At 64.6% G+C, this 23,027-nt stretch carries 20 protein-coding genes and 1 pseudogene; 9 read left to right on the forward strand and 12 right to left on the reverse strand.

Features of this window, described 5'->3' with window-relative positions:
• Positions 1 to 182: 182 nt before the first annotated feature.
• A complete protein-coding gene (locus tag U4Y90_RS21205; protein ID WP_321797437.1) occupies positions 183 to 686 on the forward strand; it encodes a DUF962 domain-containing protein in 504 nt (167 codons plus the stop codon).
• Here U4Y90_RS21205 and rarD read toward each other — a convergent pair whose 3' ends face one another.
• Complete coding sequence (gene rarD / locus U4Y90_RS21210; RefSeq protein WP_321797439.1) at positions 687 to 1,664, reverse strand: EamA family transporter RarD; 978 nt, start codon at positions 1,662 to 1,664, stop codon at positions 687 to 689. It abuts the gene before it with no gap.
• A gap of 377 nt (positions 1,665 to 2,041) precedes the next feature.
• Here rarD and egtD point away from each other — a divergent pair, with 377 nt between their 5' ends.
• Positions 2,042 to 3,010, forward strand: a complete 969-nt coding sequence (egtD, locus tag U4Y90_RS21215) for an L-histidine N(alpha)-methyltransferase (RefSeq protein WP_321797441.1) — start codon at positions 2,042 to 2,044, stop codon at positions 3,008 to 3,010.
• Here egtD and U4Y90_RS21220 read toward each other — a convergent pair.
• The 5 genes from U4Y90_RS21220 to U4Y90_RS21240 are packed head-to-tail and all read right to left on the reverse strand — an operon-like array spanning position 3,007 to position 9,099.
• Positions 3,007 to 3,303 (reverse strand): acylphosphatase, encoded by a 297-nt coding sequence (locus U4Y90_RS21220; protein ID WP_321797443.1) that lies wholly within the window; start codon positions 3,301 to 3,303, stop codon positions 3,007 to 3,009. The two genes, egtD and U4Y90_RS21220, sit on opposite strands and share 4 nt — an antisense overlap.
• Before the next feature lie 49 nt (positions 3,304 to 3,352).
• Positions 3,353 to 4,492: a hybrid sensor histidine kinase/response regulator gene (locus U4Y90_RS21225; protein ID WP_321797444.1), complete on the reverse strand. Its 1,140-nt coding sequence runs from the start codon at positions 4,490 to 4,492 to the stop codon at positions 3,353 to 3,355.
• Between the two features lie 22 nt (positions 4,493 to 4,514).
• The gene (locus U4Y90_RS21230; protein ID WP_321797445.1) at positions 4,515 to 5,117 is read right to left on the reverse strand and encodes a chemotaxis protein CheB; all 603 of its coding nucleotides are present in this window, start codon (positions 5,115 to 5,117) and stop codon (positions 4,515 to 4,517) included.
• Positions 5,114 to 5,950 (reverse strand): CheR family methyltransferase, encoded by an 837-nt coding sequence (locus tag U4Y90_RS21235; RefSeq protein WP_321797446.1) that lies wholly within the window; start codon positions 5,948 to 5,950, stop codon positions 5,114 to 5,116. Before U4Y90_RS21235 ends, U4Y90_RS21230 begins: the two co-directional genes overlap by 4 nt.
• A gap of 17 nt (positions 5,951 to 5,967) precedes the next feature.
• Positions 5,968 to 9,099 (reverse strand): response regulator, encoded by a 3,132-nt coding sequence (locus tag U4Y90_RS21240; protein ID WP_321797448.1) that lies wholly within the window; start codon positions 9,097 to 9,099, stop codon positions 5,968 to 5,970.
• A 161-nt stretch (positions 9,100 to 9,260) separates the two neighbouring features.
• Between U4Y90_RS21240 and hpnA the strand changes: the two genes are divergently transcribed.
• From hpnA to U4Y90_RS21255, 3 genes are all read left to right on the forward strand, one after another.
• Positions 9,261 to 10,271 (forward strand): hopanoid-associated sugar epimerase, encoded by a 1,011-nt coding sequence (gene hpnA / locus U4Y90_RS21245; protein ID WP_321797449.1) that lies wholly within the window; start codon positions 9,261 to 9,263, stop codon positions 10,269 to 10,271.
• Positions 10,272 to 10,515: 244 nt separating this feature from the next.
• Positions 10,516 to 12,762 carry an NADP-dependent isocitrate dehydrogenase gene (locus U4Y90_RS21250; RefSeq protein ID WP_321797451.1) on the forward strand — a complete coding sequence of 749 codons (2,247 nt, stop codon included), beginning with the start codon at positions 10,516 to 10,518 and terminating at the stop codon, positions 12,760 to 12,762.
• Positions 12,763 to 12,990: 228 nt separating this feature from the next.
• Positions 12,991 to 13,521, forward strand: coding sequence for a hypothetical protein (locus U4Y90_RS21255; protein WP_321797452.1), 531 nt, complete (start codon positions 12,991 to 12,993; stop codon positions 13,519 to 13,521).
• Between the two features lie 14 nt (positions 13,522 to 13,535).
• On the opposite strand, the gene U4Y90_RS21260 is transcribed toward U4Y90_RS21255, so the two are convergent.
• Positions 13,536 to 14,738 (reverse strand): glycosyltransferase, encoded by a 1,203-nt coding sequence (locus U4Y90_RS21260; RefSeq protein WP_321797453.1) that lies wholly within the window; start codon positions 14,736 to 14,738, stop codon positions 13,536 to 13,538.
• A gap of 407 nt (positions 14,739 to 15,145) precedes the next feature.
• Between U4Y90_RS21260 and ispH the strand changes: the two genes are divergently transcribed.
• Positions 15,146 to 16,108 (forward strand): 4-hydroxy-3-methylbut-2-enyl diphosphate reductase, encoded by a 963-nt coding sequence (gene ispH / locus U4Y90_RS21265; RefSeq protein WP_321797454.1) that lies wholly within the window; start codon positions 15,146 to 15,148, stop codon positions 16,106 to 16,108.
• Positions 16,109 to 16,121: 13 nt separating this feature from the next.
• Positions 16,122 to 17,276 carry an adenosyl-hopene transferase HpnH gene (gene hpnH, locus U4Y90_RS21270; protein ID WP_321797455.1) on the forward strand — a complete coding sequence of 385 codons (1,155 nt, stop codon included), beginning with the start codon at positions 16,122 to 16,124 and terminating at the stop codon, positions 17,274 to 17,276.
• 71 nt (positions 17,277 to 17,347) lie between these two features.
• On the opposite strand, the gene U4Y90_RS21275 is transcribed toward hpnH, so the two are convergent.
• From U4Y90_RS21275 to U4Y90_RS21290, 4 genes and pseudogenes are all read right to left on the reverse strand, one after another.
• The gene (locus U4Y90_RS21275) at positions 17,348 to 17,515 is read right to left on the reverse strand and encodes a PIN domain nuclease (protein ID WP_321797457.1); all 168 of its coding nucleotides are present in this window, start codon (positions 17,513 to 17,515) and stop codon (positions 17,348 to 17,350) included.
• Positions 17,516 to 17,532: 17 nt separating this feature from the next.
• Positions 17,533 to 17,631: pseudogene (locus U4Y90_RS21280) on the reverse strand (type II toxin-antitoxin system Phd/YefM family antitoxin); the annotation flags it as partial.
• A gap of 145 nt (positions 17,632 to 17,776) precedes the next feature.
• Entirely contained in the window at positions 17,777 to 17,971 is a 195-nt protein-coding gene (locus U4Y90_RS21285) for a YbdD/YjiX family protein (RefSeq protein WP_309885247.1), read from the reverse strand.
• 11 nt (positions 17,972 to 17,982) lie between these two features.
• A complete protein-coding gene (locus U4Y90_RS21290; protein WP_321797460.1) occupies positions 17,983 to 20,067 on the reverse strand; it encodes a carbon starvation CstA family protein in 2,085 nt (694 codons plus the stop codon).
• Between the two features lie 247 nt (positions 20,068 to 20,314).
• Between U4Y90_RS21290 and U4Y90_RS21295 the strand changes: the two genes are divergently transcribed.
• Positions 20,315 to 21,742: a cache domain-containing protein gene (locus tag U4Y90_RS21295; protein ID WP_321797462.1), complete on the forward strand. Its 1,428-nt coding sequence runs from the start codon at positions 20,315 to 20,317 to the stop codon at positions 21,740 to 21,742.
• On the forward strand, positions 21,732 to 22,370 hold the full coding sequence (locus tag U4Y90_RS21300; RefSeq protein ID WP_321797464.1) for a response regulator transcription factor: 639 nt from the start codon (positions 21,732 to 21,734) through the stop codon (positions 22,368 to 22,370). The genes U4Y90_RS21295 and U4Y90_RS21300 overlap by 11 nt, the downstream gene beginning before the upstream one ends.
• A gap of 30 nt (positions 22,371 to 22,400) precedes the next feature.
• Here U4Y90_RS21300 and U4Y90_RS21305 read toward each other — a convergent pair whose 3' ends face one another.
• Positions 22,401 to 23,018 (reverse strand): ABC transporter substrate-binding protein, encoded by a 618-nt coding sequence (locus U4Y90_RS21305; RefSeq protein ID WP_321797466.1) that lies wholly within the window; start codon positions 23,016 to 23,018, stop codon positions 22,401 to 22,403.
• Between the last annotated feature and the right edge of the window lie 9 nt (positions 23,019 to 23,027).

Genomic DNA, 23,027 nt, shown 5'->3' on the forward strand with positions numbered 1-23,027 from the left:
CGCGCACTGGGCATTGCATATCAACACACCAGTGCGTTCGGTTCAGGCGAGCTTTCGGGCTCGCCTTTTTGTTTTCCGCTAAGCCGGCGATTCCGTTCTGACTAAAGGAAACGCTCTACTTGCCGATGCCGGCGCGCGGCTTATCATTCGTGAAATAAAACAACACGAAGGAGACGCCCGTCATGCGCACGCTGACCGATCAGTTGTCGCGGTACGCCGAATATCATCGCGACAGGCGCAATATCGCCACGCACTTCGTCGGCATTCCGCTGATCGTGCTCGCGATCGCCGCATTGCTGAGCCGTCCCGCATGGCCCGTCTTGTCAGGCGCATTTTTGCTGACGCCCGCGTGGGTGCTGTTCGCGCTCGCGACGCTCTATTACCTGTGGCTCGATGTGCCGCTCGGCATCGGCATGGGCATCGTGTCCGCGGCGAGCGCGGCGTTCGGGCTGTGGGCCGCGTCGCAAGGCACGTCGATGTGGCTCGCGATCGGCATCGGCATGTTCGTGATCGGCTGGGTCTTCCAGTTCGTCGGGCATGTGCGCTATGAGCATCGCAAGCCCGCATTCGCCGACGATATCGTCGGCTTGTTGATCGGCCCGCTCTTCATTCTGGTCGAGCTTCTGTTCGGGCTCGGTCTCATGCGCGATCTGCACGACGCGATCGACACGCGCGCCGTGCGCTGATCAATCCACGCGCTCGATTTCCTCCGCGACGGTTTCGTGCTCGGCGCTCGCGTGATGCTCGCTCATCGGCAATGTCCGCGCGCGCGAGCGCTCGCGCATCACGAGCCGCGCACTGTGCACGCCCGTCAGCACGACGGCGATCCAGATCGGCACATAGGTGCCCAGTTGACGCGCTGAAAACGGCTCGCCGAGCAGCAACACGGCCACGCCGACGAGCAAAACCGGCTCCACGTAACCCAGAATGCCGAAGAGCGCGAGCGGCAGATGACGGCTCGCGCGCAGATACGACGCGAGCGCAATCGTGCTCAATGCGCCGAGTCCGGGAAGCAGCAGCAGCCACAGATGCGGCTCGCCCGCGATCTCCGCGAACGAGCCGCGCACGAAGAGCATGAGCACGGCGACGGGCGACATGAGCATGATCTCCACCGCGAACGACACGAGCGGATCGGCATTGAGCCGGCGCCGCAACATGAAGTACGGCGGATAGCCGAGCATCACGACGAGCGTCGGCCAGGCGAACGCATGCGCGACGATCACCTCGTGCGCCACGCCGACAGCCGCCACGGCGACGCCCGCCCACTGAAAGGCGTCGAGCCGCTCGCCGTAGTAAAAGCGTCCGAGCAGCACCATCGCGAGCGGTAAAAGAAAATAGCCGAGCGACACTTCGAGCGCGCGCCCGTGCAGCGGCGCCCAGAGAAAGATCCACAGTTGCACGCCGAGCAGCGCGGCGGCGATGCCGAACATCAGCAGCAGTTGCGGCGTTTTGGCAAGCCTCGAAACGAGCGCGCATAATTGCGGCCAGCGCTTTCTCGCCGCCACGAGCACGAGCGCTCCCGGTAGCGTCCACACGATACGCCACGCGAAGATGTCGAGCCCGTCGAGCGGCGCGAGCCATTTCGTATAGCCGGACATGAGCGCGAAGAGCGCGGAAGCGGCAACGGACAGTGCGATGCCGCGCGCGAGGTCGTGCTGGTTCATCGGGAGAGGCGCTGCGCGCTGAAGGTGAATGCAAGCCGAATGAAACGGGAAGTGCGCATTCTAAACGCGGCGTACTCGCCGTTTTCAAAAACTGCTTCAAACAAATTTTCCGGCCGTGCCCGCTTTTTGCTTCATTCACGCTTCGCATTTCGGCATGAACTCGATCGCGTGATCGCTGTCACTTGCGTTTGTCTTTAGCCGGTCACGATGATCGGCGACCCTTGGCGGTCCGGCACGCGCTGCCGGTCCGGTCCCGAAGTCCGGGCGGCGCACCGCACGATCCTTCGCCGCTCACGTCATTGCATCCGCAGCAACACGCGCCGTGCCTTCGTTTCGACGACGGCACGCGAAGAAAACGCCGCATCGATGGAGACGTCATGACTCAAACCGCCTTGTCCCCCCGCTTTGCCAACGCCTTTGCAGAGGCCGTGTACGCAGGACTCAGCAAGCGTCCACAAAAAGAACTGCCGTCGATGTATCTGTATGACGAAGTGGGTTCCGCCCTCTTCGAAGTGATCACCGCGCTGCCCGAATACGGCGTGACGCGCGCCGAGGAGCGCGTGCTGAAGGACCACGCGGCGGATATCGTCGCGGCGATGCCCGGCGATATTCAGGTCGCGGAACTCGGCAGCGGCAGCGGCCGCAAGACGCGCCGCATTCTGGAGGCGCTGTGTAAAAAACAGCCCACCGCTTACCATCCGATTGAAATTTCTCGCACCGCGTTGCAGTTGTGCCGGCGCGAACTGAGCGACATCGAACGTGTATCGATCGTCGGACACGAGCGCGATTATCTCGCGGGACTCTCCGAAGTCAGCGCGAAGCGCAAGGACGGCGAAAGGCTGCTCGTGCTGTTTCTCGGGAGCACCATCGGCAATTTCGCGCGGCTCGCGGCGACGAAATTCCTGCGCTCGATTCGCGGCATGCTGCAGCCCGGCGATGCCCTTTTGCTCGGCACCGATCTCATCAAGCCGCTGCCGGTGTTGATCGCCGCGTATGACGATCCGATCGGCGTGACGGCCGCGTTCAATCTGAACATTCTGGCGCGCATCAATCGCGAACTCGCCGGCGACTTTCCGCTCGACGCCTTCGAGCACGTCGCGCGCTTCAATCCCGATGCGCGCAGCATCGAAATGCATCTGCGTGCGAAGCGCGCGCTTTCCGTGCGCGTGCGCGGCGCCGACCTGCGCGTGGACTTCCGCGAAGGCGAAACGATCTGGACGGAAAGCAGCCACAAATATGCGGCCGATGAAGTCGCGCCGATCGCCGCCGACGCGGGCTTCGAATGCACGCACCAGTGGCGCGACGAGGAATGGCAGTTCGCGGAGAGCCTTCTGGTCGCGCGTTAGTGCTGCTCGAAGCGCTCGTAACGCTTTTCGACGTGGCGCTCCTCGCTGTGAAACTCGGTGACGCGGGCATGCGGCGGCCCGCGTCGAAGCCATTCGAGCATCAGGTCGACCTGATTGGCCGCGCCCTGCACGATCGCTTCGACGGAACCGTCATCGAGATTGGCGACCCAGCCGCGCACGCCGAGCGCGTGCGCCTTTCGCACCGTGTGATGCCTGAAACCGACGCCCTGCACGACGCCGCGCACGCGCACGTAATAGGTTTCGATTCTCGTATCCAGATCCGGGCCTGGCATTGCGCTTTCTCCTTTCCGATATTCATAGGCCGCATTGTAGACACGCCCGTCAACTCAGGCGAAACGGCTGAGCCATGTCGGCCCGCTCGCCCGAACGCGGATGCGGCACGCGCGGCAGCGTCACTTCGAACACCGTGCCCGCTTCGGACGTCGAGCGCGCCTTGACATCGCCGCCGTGCATCTGCGCGATTTCGCGCGTGATGTAGAGCCCGAGCCCGAGACCGCTCGATTCATGCTGACGCCGGCCCGAGCGATACGGCGCGAAGATCGTCGGCAGCACCTCGGCGGGAATCTCGCCGGCGTTTTGCACGGTGATGGTCACGTTCTGGGCGTCGCCGTCGAGACGCACCTGAATCGCCGAGCCTTCGAGACCGTGCTGCAGCGCATTGCCGATGAGATTCGAGAATACCTGCGACAGCAGATCGCCGTCGCCTTGCAGGAGCGTGTCGCCCTGACGCAGCACGAAGATGCGCCCTTTGCCGACGCGCGCCTCGTATTCATCGACGATATTCTTCGCGAGCGTCATCAGCTCCACCGCGCGCGGCTGCAGCGTGACGCGCCCGCCGCGCAGACGCGCGAGATTGAGCAACTGATCGACCATGCGCACCATGCGCATGCCGCTCGACTTGATGCGCGTGCCGATGTTCGCGACATTCTCGTCCTGCACGAAGCGCGCGAGATATTCCGCCGATGCGATCACCGCGCTCAACGGCGTGCGCAGATCGTGGCCGAGCACGGCCATGAGCATTTCGTTCGCATCGAGCAGTTGCTGCACGGTCGCGAGTTGCGTCGCCAGTTGCTGCTTCTGACGCTCCATCTGAATGAAGACGTCGACCTTCGAGTTGAGGATGCGCGAATCGAAGGGCTTGTAGAGAAAATCGACCGCGCCCGCTTCGTAGCCGCGGAAGGTGCGGCTCGCGTCCTGCGCCGTCGCCGTGAGAAAAATGATCGGCACGTGCGCGGTGCGCGGACTGCCGCGCATCAGCTCGGCCAGTTCGAACCCGTCCATGCCGGGCATGTTGACATCCAGGATCGCGAGCGCGACTTCGTGCTTGAGCAGAAGCTCGAGCGCGGACGGTCCCGATTCGGCCTTCAGCACCGACAGGTCCGGCCGCGCGAGCGACGCTTCGAGCGCGGTGATGTTGTTGCGAATGTCATCGACGATCAGCACGTGGATGGGTTGCGTCATCTGGTGACTCCTTGCCTTCTTGTCATGGCTGCCGGTCGATGCGTTGCGACAGCCGCATCGCCATTTCGTCCAGCGTCAGTACTTCATGCACCGCGTCCTGCGCGATGGCCGCGAGCGGCATCGCCGGGGCCGTGGCCGTCTCCGGGTCCTGCGCCCAGCACGTGCCGCCCGCATCGCGGATCGCGCGCGCGCCGCGGGCGCCGTCGTCGTTCGCGCCCGACAGCACGATGCCGAGCAGGCGCTCGCCGTACGCATGCGCGGCCGATTCGAACAGCACGTCCACCGATGGCCGCGAGAAGCGCACGGGCGGATCGATCGACAGCGCGATCGTCGGCGCCGCGCCGCCCTCCGCCTCGACAAGCATGTGATAGCCCGGCGGCGCGAAATATACGGTGCTGCGCACGACCAGGTCCTTGTCGAACGGCTCTTCCACGGCGAGCTGACAGCGCGACGCGAACAATCCCGGCAAGAGGCTCGGCTGCCCTTGCCGCACGTGCACCACGATCAGCACGGGCAGTGCGAATGACTTCGGCAGCACGGGCAGCAGTTGACCGAGCGCCTCGACGCCGCCCGCCGATGCGCCGATCACCACTGCCCCGAAGCGATCCGCGTCGAACATCGTCATACCTTCTGGTAAAGCCGCTCGCGCGAATTGAAATCCGCGAAGCGGTCCGCGCAGCTGGAAAAACGCAGGCTCTCCTTGCTGCCGAGGCCGAGGAACCCGCGCCGCACGAGCGAATCGCTGAAGAGGCCGAGCGCGCGATCCTGCAGCGCGCGATCGAAATAGATCAGCACATTGCGGCACGACACGAGATGCGCTTCGAGAAACACGCTGTCCGTCGCCAGGCTGTGATCCGCGAACACCACGCGCGACTTGAGCGTCTGCGAGAACTTCGCCGCGCCGTAGGCCGCGTGATAGTAGTCCGACAGCGAGCGCTTGCCGCCCGCCGCCAGATAGTTCTGGCTGAAGCCCGCCATGCGTTCCAGCGGATAAATGCCGCTCTCGGCCTGGCGCAGCGCTTCGGCGTTGATATCGGTCGCGTAGAACACGGTGCGCTCCGCGATCTTCTCTTCCGCGAACAGCACCGCGAGCGACCACAGTTCCTCGCCGCTGCTGCATCCCGCGACCCAGACCTTGATCGACGGATACGTCTGCAGAATCGGCACGACCTGCTCGCGGATCGCGCGGAAGTACTGCGGATCGCGGAACATCTCGCTCACCTGAACCGTGAGGTACTGGAATAGCCGCGCGAACAGCGCCGGCTCGCGCAGAATGCGTTCCTGCAAATGCGAAAGCGTCGGCGAGCCGAGATCGTTCACCGCCTGGGCGAGCCGCCTCCTCAGCGAACTCACGGAGTAATGCCGGAAGTCGTGCTGATATCGCAGGTAGATCGCTTCCAGAATCAGCTTCAGTTCGATGTCGAACGTCGCTTCTTCGTCGTGGCGGCTGTCGTTCATCTCAGGGGTCGATCCGTTCATCGCTGGCGCAGCCATACGCGGCACAGCGACACGAGCTTATCCACGTCGATGGGTTTGGATATGTAATCGTCCGCACCCGCTTCGAGACATTTCTGGCGGTCGCTCGGCATCGCCTTCGCGGTCAGCGCGATGATCGGCAGGCGCGCGTGCTCCGCGCGCCGGCGGATCTCGGTCATCGCGGTGAGGCCGTCCATCTCGGGCATCATGATGTCCATCAGCACGAGGTCGATATCGCTGCGGCGCGCGAGCGCTTCGAGCGCTTCCCGCCCGTTGCGCGCGATTTCGAGCGTGGCGCCGAGCGGCTCGATCACGCGCGAGAGCGCGAAGATGTTGCGCACGTCGTCCTCGGCGAGCAGGATCGTACGACCCTCGAACACGTCGTCGCGCTGTCGCGCCGCGCGCAGCATGCGCTGCTGCTCCGGCGGCAGCGCGCTTTCGACGCTATGCAGGAACAGCGTCACTTCATCGAGCAGGCGCTCCGGCGACTTCGCCCCCTTGATGATGATCGATTTCGAATAGCGGCGCAGGCGTTGTTCTTCTTCCTGCGACAGCAATCGCCCCGTGTAGACAATGACCGGCGGCGACGCGTGGCCGCCGCCCGTCGACACGCGTTCGAGCAGCTCGTAGCCGGAGCCGTCGGGCAGCGCGAGATCCATCACGACGCAGTCGAACGGCGCGCCCTGCATTTCCTCGATGGCTTGCGCGATCGATCCCGCCTCGACGATGCCGACCGTATCGCTCGCGAGCAGCGCGTGAATGCTCTGACGCAGCGCCGGATCGTCCTCGACGACGAGCACGCGGCGCATGCCCTGCGCCGAGCGCGCTTCGAGCTTGCGGATCGCGAGCGCCAGCTCCTCGCGGGCGCTCGGCTTGAGCGTATAGCCGATCGCGCCGAGGTGCAGCGCGACATCGGCGTGATCGGTGGCGGAGACGATGTGGATCGGGATGTGGCGCGTGAGCGGATCGTGCTTGAGCCATTCGAGCACGGTGAGACCCGACTGATCCGGCAAGCCGATATCGAGCAGGATGCCGTTCGGCTGCAGCGAGCGCGCGAGCTCGACGCCTTGCGTGGCGGTCGCCGCATGCACGCAGTCGAAGTCGAGTTCGTGCGCGAGATCGTAGAGGATGTGCGCGAACGGCTGATCGTCCTCGATGACGAGAATCGCGCGATCCGGACGCTTGCGGTCGGCGCGGTCATCCGCGATGGCGAGCGGCTCGGGCATCGCGACGGGCGCCTGAACCGGCAACGGCTGCGCCGGCGCGGGCTGCGCGGGCACAGGTTGCGGCGCCGGCTGGCTCATATGGCCGATCGTGTCGAGTTTCGCGGTCACGGTGCCTTCGCGCGCGGCGACCGGCAGCGTCACCGAGAACACGCTGCCCTGCCCCAGTTCGCTCGACACGGCCACCGACCCGCCGAGCAGACGCGAGAACTCGCGCGAAATCGACAAACCCAGGCCACTGCCGCCGTATTTGCGGCTGGTCGTGCCGTCGGCCTGCTGGAACGCCTGGAAGATCATGTCCTGCTTCTCGCGCGCGATCCCGATGCCCGTGTCGCGCACATCGAAACGCAGCGCGTTGTCGCCCGCGCGTTCGACCGCGACCGTCACGCGGCCGCGCTCGGTGAACTTGAACGCGTTGGACAGCAGATTGCGCAGCACTTGAAGGAGCCGCTGGCTGTCGGTGACGAAATACTGCGGCACGTTTTCGCCGCGCGCGGTGACGAATTCCAGACCCTTGTTCCCGGCGACGGGCGCGAACGATTGCCGCAGCGTCTCCAGAATCGCGTCGACGGACGTGGGCGCGAACTGCACATCCATCTGCCCGGCCTCGACCTTCGACAGATCGAGAATGTCGTTGATGAGCGCAAGCAGGTCGCTGTTCGACGAGTGGATCGTCGCGGCGTAGCGCACCTGTTCGTCGCTCAGGTTGCCTTGCTTGTTGTCCTGCAGCAGCTTCGCGAGGATCAGCGAACTATTGAGCGGCGTGCGCAGTTCGTGCGACATGTTCGCGAGAAACTCGGACTTGTACTGGCTCGCGCGCTCCATTTCCAGGGCGTTCGCGGTCAGTTCCTGCTGCGCCTGCAAAAGCTCGGCCTTTTGCCGCTCCAGATGCTGCGTGTGCTCTTCGAGCTGAACATTGGTCTGTTCGAGTTCCGCCTGCTGCTGTTCGAGGCGCGCCTGCGAATCCTGCAGCGCGCGGCCGCGCTCTTCCAGTTCCTCGTTCGACACGCGCAGCTCTTCCTGCTGCACCTGCAACTCCTCGCTCTGGCGCTGCGTTTCTTCGAGCAGTTCGACGAGGCGCGCGCGATAACGCGATGAACGCAGCGCCATGCCGACCGGTTCCGACGCCATCTCGAGCAGCGCGCGGGCATCGTCGAAGCGGCCTTCGCTGCCGACGAAACCGAGTTCGATCGCGCCCGTGACTTCGCCATCGGCATGAAGCGGCGCGATCACGACCCGCGACGACGCCGCCGACCCGAGCGCGGAACCGGCTTTCAGGTAATGCGACGAAGCGTCGCGCAATTCGAGCACGCGCCCTTCCTCGATCGCCTGCCCGACGAGCCCCTCGCCGCGCGCGATCCGGAGCGGCGCGCTACCCTCGTCCGGCAGCGCCCACGCCGCGACGCGCACCAGCGCATCGCCGTCGAGCGCGTAGACGACGCCGACTTTCGCGTTCACGTACGGAATGATCGAACGCAGGATGCTCACGCCGATCGAAGCCGGAGACTGCTCGCCGCGCAGTTTCTGGCCGAGTTGCACGATGCCCTGCTGCAGCCAGGTCGTGCGTTGTACGGCGAGCCGCGATTTGATATATAGATGCGCCACCGCCGCGAGCATGAGCAGCACGACCACGCCCATCGCGCGGTTGATCTGCAGCACTTCGCGGCTCGCGGTCGGGTCGATGGGGGCGAATGCGTATCCTGCGATCATCAGCACGGCCGACACGCACGCCGTGACGATCGGCACGGCGGGACGATCGGCCCAGACGCAGAGCACGACGGGCAGCACGTAGAAGACCCAGATCGCGACGCGCATCGGCGTGAGCACGTCGATGCAGAACACGATGGCGAGCGCGATCGCGATAGCGAGGTAGATCCAGGCGCTGAGGTTTCGAGTGTCTTGAGGCATCGTTCACCGGTTGTGTTCATGTTTTGCGCGGGCGTCGCGCCCGCGGCAGGCGAGGACCATAGCATGAGCCGCGAGCCCTTGTCACATCGGGCTTTGCAGCCGTTTTTTGACGCGGCAATCGTTACGAAAAGAGTCGCGCCAGCGCTTTCAACGAGGTAAGAATGACTGATTTTTCCGGTTCTCGCGTGCTCGTCACGGGCGCTTCGGGATTCGTCGGGTCCGCCGTCGCGCGGCTCGCCATCGAACGCGGTTTCGACGTGCGCGTACTCGTGCGCAAGACGAGCCCGCGCAAGAACGTCGAATCGCTGAACGCGGAGATCGTCGTCGGCGACATGCGCGACGAAGCGTCGATGCGCGCCGCGCTCAAGGGCGTGCGCTTCCTGTTCCACGTCGCCGCCGACTATCGCATCTGGGCGCCGGACCCGGGCGAGATCGAGCGCGCGAACCTCGAAGGCACCGAAGCGACGATGCGCGCGGCATTGGCCGAAGGCGTCGAGCGCATCGTCTACACCAGCAGCGTCGCGACGCTGAAGGTGACGAGTTCGGGCGCGATCGCCGACGAGACGAAGCCGTCGGACCCGGCGAGCACCATCGGCGCATACAAGCGCAGCAAGGTGCTCGCCGAGCGCGCCGTCGAGCGCATGGTCGCGCAGAACGCGCTGCCCGCGGTGATCGTGAATCCGTCGACGCCGATCGGCCCGCGCGACGTGCGCCCGACACCGACCGGGCGCATCATCGTCGAAGCGGCGACGGGCAAGATTCCGGCGTTCGTCGATACGGGCCTGAATCTCGTTCACGTCGACGACGTCGCGAACGGGCATTTTCTCGCGCTCGAACGCGGCAAGATCGGCGAGCGGTATATCCTCGGAGGCGAAAACCTGCCGTTGCAGCAGATGCTCGCGGACATCGCCGGATTCGTCGGACGCAAACCGCCGACCATCAAGCTGCCGCGCGGGCCGCTTTATCCGCTCGCCATCGGCGCGGAGCTGTTCGCGAAAATGAGCGGCAAGGAGCCTTTCGTGACCGTCGACGGGCTGCGCATGTCGAAGAACAAGATGTACTTCACCTCGGCGAAGGCCGAGCGCGAGCTCGGATACAGCGCGCGGCCGTATCGCGAAGGCCTGAAGGACGCGCTGACGTGGTTCCGGGCGAACGGCTATCTCGCTGGATGAAGTGTGAAATCATTCCGTGAAACGTTCGGGCCATCGCCTCGCAGGAATAACACAGCAACTCTTGTATAAGACTCGAAAAAAGTTAAGCCATTGATTCATCACGAAAAACGCCCGTTTTGGCCATTTTCGCAAGCCGAAATTCACACGCGCACCCCACAAAATCAGGCAGAATAGCGGTTTGTTGCCGGAGGGGTGCCGAGGCCGGCGGTTTTTTCCAACCTGTTTTCGGATGTCGAGACAAGCGATGAGTAATCAGCAACCCACCATCATCTACACCCTGACCGACGAAGCTCCGCTGCTCGCGACCAGCGCGTTTCTGCCGATCATCCGTGCCTTCACGGCGCCGGCGGGCGTCAACGTCGAGACGAGCGACATCTCCGTCGCCGCCCGTATCCTCGGTGAATTCCCCGAATTCCTGACCGGCGAGCAAAAGGTCCCCGACAACCTCGCGAAGCTCGGCGAACTCACGCAGGACGCCGACACCAACATCATCAAGCTGCCGAACATCAGCGCGTCGCTGCATCAGCTCACCAGCGCGATCAAGGAATTGCAGTCGAAGGGCTACAAGCTGCCCGACTACCCCGAAGAGCCGAAGAACGACGAAGAAAAGGCGATCCGCGCGCGCTACGGCAAGTGCCTCGGCTCGGCGGTGAACCCCGTTCTGCGCGAAGGCAACTCGGACCGCCGCGCGCCGCTCGCCGTGAAGAACTACGCGAAAAAGCATCCGCACAGCATGGGCGAGTGGAGCATGGCCTCGCGCACGCACGTCGCGCACATGAAGCACGGCGACTTCTATCACGGCGAGAAGTCCGTCACGAACGATCGCGCGCGCGAAGTGCGCATGGAGCTCGTCACGAAGCGCGGTGAAACCATCGTGCTGAAGCCGAAGGTCAAGCTGCAGGACGGCGAGATCGTCGACAGCATGTTCATGAGCAAGAAGGCGCTCGTCGCGTTCTACGAAGAACAGATGGAAGACGCGCGCAAGACCGGCGTCATGCTGTCGCTGCACGTGAAGGCGACCATGATGAAGGTCTCGCACCCGATCGTCTTCGGCCACGCCGTGAAGGTGTTCTACAAGGACGCGTTCGCGAAGCACGCGAAGCTCTTCGAGGAGCTCGGCATCAACGTGAACAACGGCCTCGTCGATCTGTACACGAAGATCGAGACGCTGCCGGAATCGCAGCGCGACGAAGTCATCCGCGACATGCATGCGTGCCACGAACATCGCCCGGCGCTCGCCATGGTCGATTCGGCGAAGGGCATCTCGAACCTGCACGCGCCGAACGACGTGATCGTCGACGCGTCCATGCCCGCGATGATCCGCGCCGGCGGCAAGATGTGGGGCGCCGACGGCCGTCCACAAGACACGAAGTGCCTGATCCCGGAGAGCACGTTCGCGCGCATTTATCAGGAGATCATCAACTTCTGCAAGACCAACGGCGCGTTCGATCCGAAGACGATGGGCACGGTGCCGAACGTCGGCCTGATGGCGCAGAAGGCCGAAGAGTACGGCTCGCACGACAAGACGTTCGAGATCGCGGAAGACGGCACGGCGCGCATCGTCGACAACGCGACGAACGAAGTCATCGAAGGGCTCACGCAGGAAGTCGAGAAGGGCGACATCTGGCGCATGTGCCTCGTGAAGGACGCGCCGATCCGCGACTGGGTGAAGCTCGCCGTCACGCGCGTGAAGAACTCGGGCACGCCGGCCGTGTTCTGGCTCGACCCGTATCGTCCGCACGAAGCCGAACTGATCAAGAAGGTCGAGACGTACCTGAAGGATTACGACACCAAGGGCCTCGACATCCAGATCATGTCGCAGGTGCGCGCGATGCGTTACACGCTCGAGCGCGTGATCCGCGGCATGGACACGATCTCGGCCACCGGCAACATCCTGCGCGACTACCTCACCGACCTGTTCCCGATCATGGAACTCGGCACGAGCGCGAAGATGCTGTCCATCGTTCCGCTGATGGCGGGCGGCGGCCTGTATGAAACGGGCGCGGGCGGCTCGGCGCCGAAGCACGTGCAGCAGCTCGTGCAGGAAAACCACCTGCGCTGGGACTCGCTCGGCGAATTCCTCGCGCTGGCGGTGTCGCTGGAAGAGCTCGGCATCAAGAACGACAACGCGCGTGCGAAGCTCGTCGCGAAGGCGCTGGATTCGGCCACCGGCAAGCTGCTCGACAACAACAAGAGCCCGTCGCCGAAGACCGGCCAGCTCGACAATCGCGGCAGCCAGTTCTATCTCGCGATGTACTGGGCTCAGGAACTCGCGTCGCAGTCGGAAGACAAGGCGCTGGCCGAACTGTTCGCGCCGCTCGCGAAGTCGCTTGCCGACAACGAGCAGAAGATCGTCGACGAACTCGCCGCCGTGCAGGGCAAGGCGGCGGATATCGGCGGCTACTACAAGCCCGACGAGAAGAAGCTCGAAGCGGTAATGCGTCCGAGCAAGACGCTCAACGCCGCGCTCGAGCAAGTGCGCGCGAAGTAAGGTCGCACGGGCGCGTCAGGCGCGCCCCGATGAACCGGCATCTCTTCGGAGATGCCGGTTTTGTTTTTGAGGCGCCGCGGCGTGCAAAATCGGCTGTCGGCGTCGAAGAAATCTGTCGTGTAATCCGCACGTTCGGTGCAATTGGTTACAACCTGTGCCGACCTCGCCAAATTCGAGCGGGTAGAATCGTTGCCTCGCCGCCCGCTTGCCAGATACACACACACTCGCATGAATCTACAAGACCAGCTCGGGGCGCTGGAGTCGAGCCTCGACACGCTCCTCCGGACCGCTGCCGCATCTGCCGGATCATCTGCCGAATCGACCGAACCCGCCTCTTCGCCGAAGGAAGTCTCACCGGACGAACCGCCCGCGCTGGGCGGCGCCCGTCAGCCGGACGATTCCGTCGCGCCCGCCGAACCGCCCGGCCTGAACGAACCGCCGACGCTCGTCGTGTCGCGCCCGGAGCGCGACGCGGTCGAGATGACGATCGCGGGCAAGACCGTGAAGCTGAGCCCGGAAGGGGTATCGGAGCTGATCGAGGAATTGTCGAACGTGCGCGCGTCGATGTCGGTGGAGCAGCCGACGGGCATCGCACCCGGATGGCGCTTCGCCGCCACCAAGAATCCCGTCATGGCGACGCAGAAATACGCGAACGGCGACCGCCTGCTGGTGATGCGTCACGGCGGGCACGGCTGGGTGCCGTTCACGTTCTCGCCGAACATGGTCATCGAGCTGTATGCCATGTTGACGAAGAAGTAAGCGCGAACGGCGCGCTACGAACCTTCCTGGGTCGGCGCCTGCACGCGCGCCTTCCATTGCCCGCCCTTCCCGCTCCAGTAACGCACGGCCGAACCGATCGTCGCGCTCACATAGAACAACGCGACGAGCGGCAAGAGCGGCGCCCACAACAGCGATCTGCGGTAATAACGCAGCATCGGACCATAGGCGATGCACATGAACGCCCACGCCGCGCACGCGGGCCAGGCGCGCGCGCCGTACGCGAGCGCGAGCGCCGGCGGCGCGAGATAGATCACGACCATGCCGAGCACGGTGCCGGCGAGCAGCAGCGGCGAATAGCGCAACTGCGTGAACGCCGTGCGCGCGATCATGTTCCAGATCTCGCGCCAGCTATCGTAAGGACGCAGCGATTCGCTGCGCCCGGCCAGATCGAGGCGGATCGGGCGCGCGTCGTTGCGGCCCGCGCGATGCTTGATGCGCGCCGCGAGACTGCAATCGTCGATCAGTTCGTGCCGGATCGATTCGATTCCGCCCGCTTCCACGAGCGCCGAACGGCGCAGGAGCATGCAGCCGCCCGCCGCGCCGGCGGTCGGCCTCTTGACGTCGTTGACCCAGGCGAACGGATAGAGCTTCGCGAAGAAGAACACGAACGCCGGAATCAGCGCCTTTTCCCACAGGGAGTCGCAGCGCAGCCGGACCATCAGCGAGACCAGATCGCGATCTTCGAGAATCGTGCGCGCGACGAGCTGCGTCGCGGCATCGGCCGGATGGTGGATGTCCGCGTCCGTCAGCAGCAGGAATTCGGCGGGCAGGCCGAGCTTGTCGATCGCGTCGATGCCCTGCGACTGCGCCCACACCTTGCCGGACCAGCCGCGCGGCAGCGGCTGCGCGGTCAGCACCGTCAGACGGTCTTCGAGCCCGAGATCGCGGGCGGCGGCGAGCGCGACCTGGGCGGTGCCGTCGGTGCTGTGATCGTCGACGACGATCACGTGGAAGGCGCCCGCGTAGTCCTGCTTGAGCAGCGATCCGACCGCCCGCCCGATGACGTCGGCCTCGTTGCGCGCGGGCACGACGGCCACGAGCGCGGGCCATGCGCCGCGGCGCGCGATCTCCGCGTTGCCGACGGCGTGGATCGTGGTGTCGGAGAGCGGCGCTGCGGGCTGCGCGCGCCAGAAGCCGCCGCGGGCGAACAACAACACGATCCAGATCAGGAAAGACAGCCAGGCGATCAATAGCATGAAATAAACGTTAGCTCGAAAACAGGGACGCAGCGTTGCGCGAAAAACACACAGACCGAAGGGCGCCGGCACCGGCCGAAAAGCCCATCCGGCGGGCGGGCGCGGCGCAAGTCTTGCCGCCGCGCGGTCCGCAAGCGTCCGACAGTTTACTGGGTTCTGAAAATAGCCGTATTTGCGCGCCGCGCCGGGCCGCGCAGTGAAGCGGGCATTGAGCACCCAAAAAGGGAACGCGTTAGAATACGCGGTCAACTTCGGCGCGCGGACCGACACCACCAGGTCTTTTTTTCCGGTCTGCTTTCCGGGCGCTCCCAGACGTTATCCGAGGCGTCGCGGAGACCGAATCATCGGAAAGCGCGAGCTTCGCGCCGGCTAACCCGAAACCCGCGTCAGTCGGAGTTCGTTCGAATATGCGTATTATCCTTGCTCAACCCCGCGGCTTTTGTGCGGGTGTGGTCCGTGCGATCGAAATCGTCGATCGGGCCCTCGAACGGCATGGCGCACCTGTTTATGTGCGTCACGAGATCGTTCATAACCGTCATGTCGTCGACAATTTGCGCAGCAAGGGCGCACGTTTCGTCGAAGAACTCGATGAAGTGCCGCACGGCGCGGTCGCCATCTTCAGCGCCCACGGCGTCGCGCGCAGCGTCGAGCGGGATGCCGAGACGCGCGGGCTCGACGTGCTCGACGCCACCTGCCCGCTCGTCACGAAAGTTCACGTGCAGGGGCGCCAGTATGTGTCGCAGGGACGCACGCTCATTCTGATCGGCCATGCGGGCCATCCGGAAGTCGAAGGCACGATCGGGCAGATTCCCGGCGACGTCGTCCTCGTGCAGAGCGAAGCCGAAGTCGCGACGATGACGCTCGCGCCGGACACGCCCGTCGCCTATGTCACCCAGACCACGCTGTCGGTCGACGACACGCGCGGCATCATCGATGCCTTGCAGCGCCGCTTCACGGATATCGTCGGCCCGGACACGCGCGACATCTGCTATGCGACGCAAAACCGCCAGGCCGCCGTGCGCGAGCTGTCGAGCCAGGTGGAGGTGCTGCTCGTGGTCGGCGCCACCAACAGTTCCAATTCGAACCGCCTGCGGGAGATCGGCGCCGAAACCGGCGTTCCGAGCTACCTCGTCGCGGACGGTTCCGAGATCAAGCCGGAATGGTTTGCCCATGTGCAGACGGTCGGCATCACCGCGGGGGCCTCGGCGCCCGAGGAAATGGTCAAACATGTGATCGATGCCCTGCGCGCGTTCGGAAACGTCGAAGTCACGACGATGAACGGCCGCGAGGAAAAGGTCGAATTCAAACTCCCCGCGAAGCTCACTCAGCCGGTCGCCGCCGTTGCGGCAGCCGCGATTCGCGAAGAATAAGGAGAGGACGCAATTGTCTATCCCGATGCTCCAGAAGGCCCGCGTTGGCGCCTACATCTTCAAGCAACACCTGACGGGCACCAAGCGTTACCCGCTCGCGCTGATGCTGGAACCGCTGTTCCGCTGCAATCTCGCGTGTAACGGCTGCGGCAAGATCGATTATCCGGACCCGATCCTGAACCAGCGGCTGTCGCTGGAAGAGTGCCTCGGCGCCGTCGACGAGTGCGGCGCGCCGGTGGTCTCGATCGCGGGCGGCGAGCCGTTGCTGCACAAGGAAATGCCGCAGATCGTGAAGGGCATCATGGCGCGCAAGAAGTTCGTGTATCTGTGCACGAACGCGCTCCTGATGGAAAAGAAGATGGACGACTACGAGCCGAGCCCGTACTTCGTCTGGTCGGTGCACCTCGACGGCGACCGTGAGGCGCACGATCATTCGGTTTCGCAGCCGGGCACGTACGACAAGGCCGTTGCGGCGATCAAGGAAGCGAAGCGCCGGGGCTTTCGCGTGAACATCAACTGCACGCTGTTCAACGACGCGGAACCCGAGCGCGTCGCGAAGTTCTTCGACACGCTCGGCCCCATCGGCGTCGACGGCATCACCGTCTCGCCGGGCTATGCCTACGAGCGCGCGCCCGATCAGCAGCACTTCCTGAACCGCGAAAAGACCAAGAATCTGTTCCGCGAAATCTTCAAGCGCGGCAACAACGGCAAGAACTGGTCGTTCAGCCAGTCGACGCTGTTCCTCGATTTCCTCGCGGGCAATCAGACGTATCAGTGCACGCCGTGGGGCAACCCGGCGCGCACGGTGTTCGGCTGGCAGAAGCCGTGCTATCTGGTCGGCGAAGGTTACGTGAAGACCTTCAAGGAACTGATGGAAACCACCGACTGGGACAAGTACGGCACGGGCAAGTACGAAAAGTGCGCGGACTGCATGGTCCACTGCGGCTTCGAGGCGACCGCCGTGATGGACACGGTGGCGCATCCGCTGAAGGCCGCGAAGATCGCTCTTTCGGGCCCGCGCACGACGGGCGCGTTCGCGAAGGATCTGCCGATCGACAAGCAGCGTCCCGCCGAATATGTGTTCTCGAAGCATGTCGAGATCAAGCTGGAAGAGATCGGGCGCGCGCAGAAGAACAAGGGCGCGAAGACGGCGGCGGCGGTGAACTGAGTCGCTCCGTCGAGCGACGGGCATGCGAAGGGCGGATGGCTTCGGGTCATCCGCCCTTTTTGTTTTGTCGGTTACCAGATGGTCTTGACGTGTTCGTACTGGCGAATCAGCCGATCCCTCGGCACCAGCGGCGCCGATAACGCGCGCGCGGCCGCAACGATCATGCGGTCTGCGCGATCGTCGTGGAATCGACCGGGCGGATCGATCGACTTGATGGCAATGCTGCTGTCCACGGGCATGACACGCACCGCGCCGGGTCCGCCACGATCATACGTTCTCCTGCCGATTCCACGAGACGAAAGTGTTCGAGCGCTTTTGCTTTGAATTCGGATTTCGACACTCGCTTGACAGTCACGATATCGCCCAAGGTCACATTTACGTGGTCGATTTAGCTTCGTCCGAACGGAGCAGGCAAAACGGACACTGCCTCGCGTGCCCATAAAAAAACGCGACGGCTCTCGCCATCGCGTTCTGATTGACCGCCGCTACGCGGCCTCAACTCAGCAGCATTTCCCCGCCCCCGACCCGTACCTCGCCTCCTGCCGCTCGCGGAAGAACTCCGCGTAGCTCATCACCGGCTTGTCGGGATGCGTCGTCTGCATGTGCGTGACATACGCGTCGTAATCGGGCATCCCGACCATCAGGCGCATTGCCTGGCCGAGATACCGTCCTGCTTGTCGAAGATCGGTGAACATCGCGTGCTCCTTCAATGTCCGCCGCGCACCGCACTGGAAGCGCCCGCCGGCATCGCCTCGAAAGGCGTCTCGCGCACGGTCGGCTTCGCTTCGCGCCGCGCGCGCAGCACCGCCAGCACGCCATACACCGCGATGCTCAACACGACGAAGATGAACAAGCCGGCAAGCGCCGCATCGACGTAATCGTTGAAGATGATGCGCTGCATTTCCGCGAGCGACTTCGCCGGCGCCATCACCTTGCCCGCGTCGTAAGCGTCCTTCAGCTTGCCCGCGTGCGCGAGGAAACCGACCTTCGGATTCGCGTCGAAAATCTTCTGCCAGCCGGCGGTCAGCGTGCAGATGAGCAGCCAGATCGTCGGCAGGAGCGTGACCCACGCATAGCGCTCGCGCTTCATCTTGAACAGCACGACGGTGCCGAGCATCAGCGCGATGCCCGCGAGCATCTGATTCGAGATGCCGAAGAGCGGCCACAGCGTGTTGATGCCGCCGAACGGATCGACCACGCCCTGATACAGGAAGTAGCCCCACGCGGCGACGCACAAACCCGTCGCGATGAGATTGGCCGGCAGCGATTCCGTGCGACGCAACGCCGGATGGAACGTGCCGAGCAGATCCTGCAGCATGAAGCGGCCGGCGCGCGTGCCCGCGTCGACGGCGGTCAGGATGAAGAGCGCCTCGAACAGAATGGCGAAGTGATACCAGAACGCCATCATCGCCGGGCCGCCGATCACCTGATGAAGAATGTGCGCCATGCCGACCGCGAGCGTCGGCGCGCCGCCGGCACGCGCGACGATGGTCGTCTCGCCGACTGCTTTCGCCGTCGACGTCAGCATCTCGGGCGTCAGCACGAAGCCCCAGCTCGACACGGTCTGCGCAACCGCTTCGGGCGTCGAGCCGAGCAGCGCGGCCGGGCTGTTCATCGCGAAGTACACGCCCGGCTCGATCACGCAGGCGGCGACGAGCGCCATCATCGCGACGAACGATTCCATCAGCATCGCGCCGTAACCGATGAAGCGCATGTTGACTTCGTTATCGACCATCTTGGGCGTCGTGCCCGACGAGATCAGCGCGTGGAAGCCCGACACCGCGCCGCACGCGATCGTGATGAAGAGGAACGGGAACAGGTTGCCCGACCACACCGGCCCGCTGCCGTCGACGAACTTCGTGAACGCCGGCATCTTCAGCTCGGGCGCGACGATCAGAATGCCGATCGCGAGGCCGAGAATCGTGCCGATCTTGAGAAACGTCGAAAGATAATCGCGCGGCGCGAGCAGCAGCCACACCGGCAGCACCGACGCGACGAAGCCGTAGCCGATCAGGATCCACACGAGCTGCACGCCGGTGAACGTGAAGAACGGCGCGAGCGTCGGCGATGCGGCGATCTGCCCGCCGTAGACGATCGCGGCCATCAGCCCGATGAAGCCGATGATCGACACCTCGCCGATGCGCCCCGGACGGATATAGCGCGTATAGACGCCCATGAAGAGCGCGATCGGAATGGTCGCGGCCACCGTGAAGGTGCCCCACGGCGAATTGGTGAGCGCCTTCACGACGATCAGCGCGAGCACCGCGAGAATGATCACCATGATGAGGAACGCGCCGAACAGCGCGATCACGCCGGGCACCGTGCCCAGCTCCATCTTGATGAGGTCGCCGAGCGAGCGACCGTCGCGGCGCGTCGAGATGAACAGCACGACGAAATCCTGCACCGCGCCCGCGAACACCACGCCGCCGAGAATCCACAGCATGCCGGGCGTGTAGCCCATCTGCGCCGCCAGCACCGGGCCGACGAGCGGACCCGCGCCCGCGATCGCCGCGAAGTGATGGCCGAACAGGACGTACTTGTTGGTCGGCACGTAGTCGAGGCCATCGTTGTGACGAACGGCCGGCGTCATGCGCAGGCCGTCGAGCTGCAATACCTTGGCCGCGATGAAGCGCGAATAGAACCGGTAAGCGATGAGATACACGCAGACCGCCGCGATGACGATCCATAGTGCGCTGATACGCTCGCCGTGCGCGAGCGCGATGGTGCCGAATGCGAACGCGCCCAGCAGCGCGAGCGCGATCCAGACCAGGAATCCGGAAGCCCGATTCATGGCGTCTCCTTAGTTATTGACCCCGCCGGGTCGATGGATGCGCCGTGATAGCGCATTGGGCGGTAGTATTCGCTTTCGCCCGGGCGCTTACAAGCGCATAACTACGTATGCGCGCTACGTGGCTTCACGTAGCGGAAAACCCCAACGTCTGTTTGCATGCGAAACGGCCATGCGAACGTCCGAAATGGGGTGTCCCCTGCGGGACTTTCCTTCGGGCATGGCCGTTTTGCATGTGAACAGACTTTCGATGAATCTCAAGGCAAAGATCTTCCTGCTCGCGATCGTGCCGTTCGCGCTGGCGATCGGCGGCATCACCTACGGCGTGCGCCAGCAGGCGCAATCGCTCGCGCAGGCGCAGCACGACACGACGCAGGCCGCGTACATGTCGAGCAAGGAGATCGAACTGCGGCATTACGTCGAGATCGCAAAGAGCGCGATCGCGCCGTACTACGACGCGCCCGCCGACGATCCGCGCAGCGACGACGAACGCCGCCGCCTCGCGCTCGACGCGCTCCAGCGTCTCGACTTCGGCCAGGATGGCTACTTTTTCGTCTACACGATGCACGGCACGTCGCTGATGCATCCCCGTCAGCCGGATCTCGTCGGACGCGATCTCTGGCTGATGCGCGATCCGAACGGCGCGCTGACGATCCAGCAGCTCATCGAGCAGGCGTCCAGGGGCGGCGGATATGTGCGCTACGTCTGGCGGCGGCCGTCGACGGGGTTGATCGCGCCGAAGCTCGGCTATGTCGTGCCGCTCGAACGCTGGGGCTGGATGATGGGCACCGGCATCTATCTGGAAGACGTCGAGACCACGCTCGCGCGCATCGATTCGCAGGCGGCCGCGAACATCGATCGCACGCTCATGTGGATCGGCGCGATCGCGCTCGCCGCGCTCGCGATCATCGCGGCATGCGGCGCGGTGCTCAACATCAGCGAGCATCGCAGCGCGGACGCGAAGCTGAAGCGCCTCGCACGGCAAGTGGTGGATTCGCAGGAACAGGAGCGCGCGCGGCTGTCGCGCGAGCTGCACGACGGCATCAGCCAGATGCTCGTGTCGGTGAAGCTGCTGCTCGAATCGGCGCTCGCGCGCTTCGAACGCGGCGCGGCGCGCGAGCCGACCGCGGAAGCCGCGCTCGCGACGAGCCTCGGGCGGCTGTCCGGCACGCTGCGCGAAGTGCGCCGCATCTCGCATGCGCTGCGTCCCGCGATGCTCGACGATCTCGGGCTCGCGGCCGCGCTGGAGCAACTCGCGCGCGAGTTCGACGGGCAGGACGGCATCGAAGCGCGTTTCGAATCGACGGACCACGGCAAGCCTTGTGCGACGCAGCGCGCGACGCTGCCCGATCCCGTCAACACCGTGCTCTTTCGCATCGCGCAGGAAGGGCTGACCAACATCGCGCGGCATGCGCAGGCGTCGCGCGCGGCAATCACGCTCGATATCTCGACGCACGCCGTCACGCTCGACATCACCGACAACGGCCGCGGCTTCGACGCGCACGACGCGTTTTCCGATCCGGCGAGCGGCGTCGGCCTGCGCAACATGCGCGAGCGGCTCGACACGCTCGGCGGCGCGCTCGCGATCAGCTCGCAGCTCGGCCGCACGTCGATCACGGCGAGCGTGCCGCTGCCGCTCGCCGCGCCGAATCTTCAAGGACATACCGATGAGCGCTGAAACCGCCCGCATCATTCTCGTCGACGATCACCCGCTCGTGCGCGACGGCTTGCGCGCACGCCTCGACTCGGTGCCGCATCTGCGCGTGATCGGCGAGGCCGGCAACGCCAGGGAAGCGCTCGCGCTCGCCGCCGACGAGTCGAACCCGCCCGATCTCGCGCTGATGGACGTCGGCATGACGGGCATGAGCGGCATCGAACTGGCGGCGCTCTTTCACGAGCGGCATCCGGGCATCCGCGTGCTGATGCTGTCGATGCACGACAACGTCGAGTACGTGAAGCAGGCGGTGCGCGCGGGCGCGAGCGGCTACGTGCTGAAGGATTCGCCCGCCGCCGAAATCATCCAGGCGATCGGCGCGGTGCTCGCCGGCAAGACCTTTTTCAGCGCCGGGCTCGCGGCGCGCATGATTCAGGCACAGTCGATGCAGACGCCGCTCGAACGTCTGACGCCGCGTGAGCTGGACATCCTCGATGCGCTCGCCGAAGGGCTATCGAGCAAGCAGATCGCGCAGCAGCACGGGCTGTCGGTGCGCACGGTGGAAACGCATCGGCTGAATTTGAAGCGCAAACTGGATATCGACGGGCAGGCCGAGCTGATCAAGTTCGCGGTGGAGCACCGCCGCACATGAAGCCCGGCCTCGCCGGAAGACGCGAGAACGTCAGCCCGCGGAACGGGCGTTGTGCTCGGACAGGAACTTGATGAGGCCGTCGACGCCGCCCTTTTGCAACTGGCCGGCGAACTGTTGCTGATAGACCTGGATGAGCCAGGCGCCCATCATGTCGATGTCGTAGATTTTCCAGCCCTGCGGTGTCTTCTCCAGGCGATAGCGCACGGGATTGTCGCCGCCGGTGGACACGACGTGCGATTCGACGACGGTGTCCTTCGCGTTCGCGTCGATTTTGGGCGCGTCGAACTTGAAGGTCACGTCCTGATCGCGCAATTGCGCAAGCGATGCCGCATAGGTGCGAACCAGCAAGGTCTGGAACTGGTCGTAAAGCTGCTTCTGCTGCTCGGGCGTGGCGCTCGCCCAGGCCTTGCCGACCGCGATGCGCGTCGTGCGCTGGAAGTCGGTGGCGGGCAGGAAGCGCGTTTCGACGAGCTGCGTGATCTTCGCCATGTCGCCGCCGCGCGCCTGAGGGTCGGCCTTCATCGCGTTGACGGTGCCTTCGACGGCATTCTTGACGACGGCATCGGGACTCGTTTGTGCGAGCGCCTCGCCTGTGAAGGACATCGAGGCAAGGAAGAAAGCGAAGCAAATGGACAGATAGCGTTTCATGGCACCCGT

It is taken from the genome of Caballeronia sp. J97 (assembly GCF_905220305.1).
GTDB lineage: Bacteria > Pseudomonadota > Gammaproteobacteria > Burkholderiales > Burkholderiaceae > Caballeronia.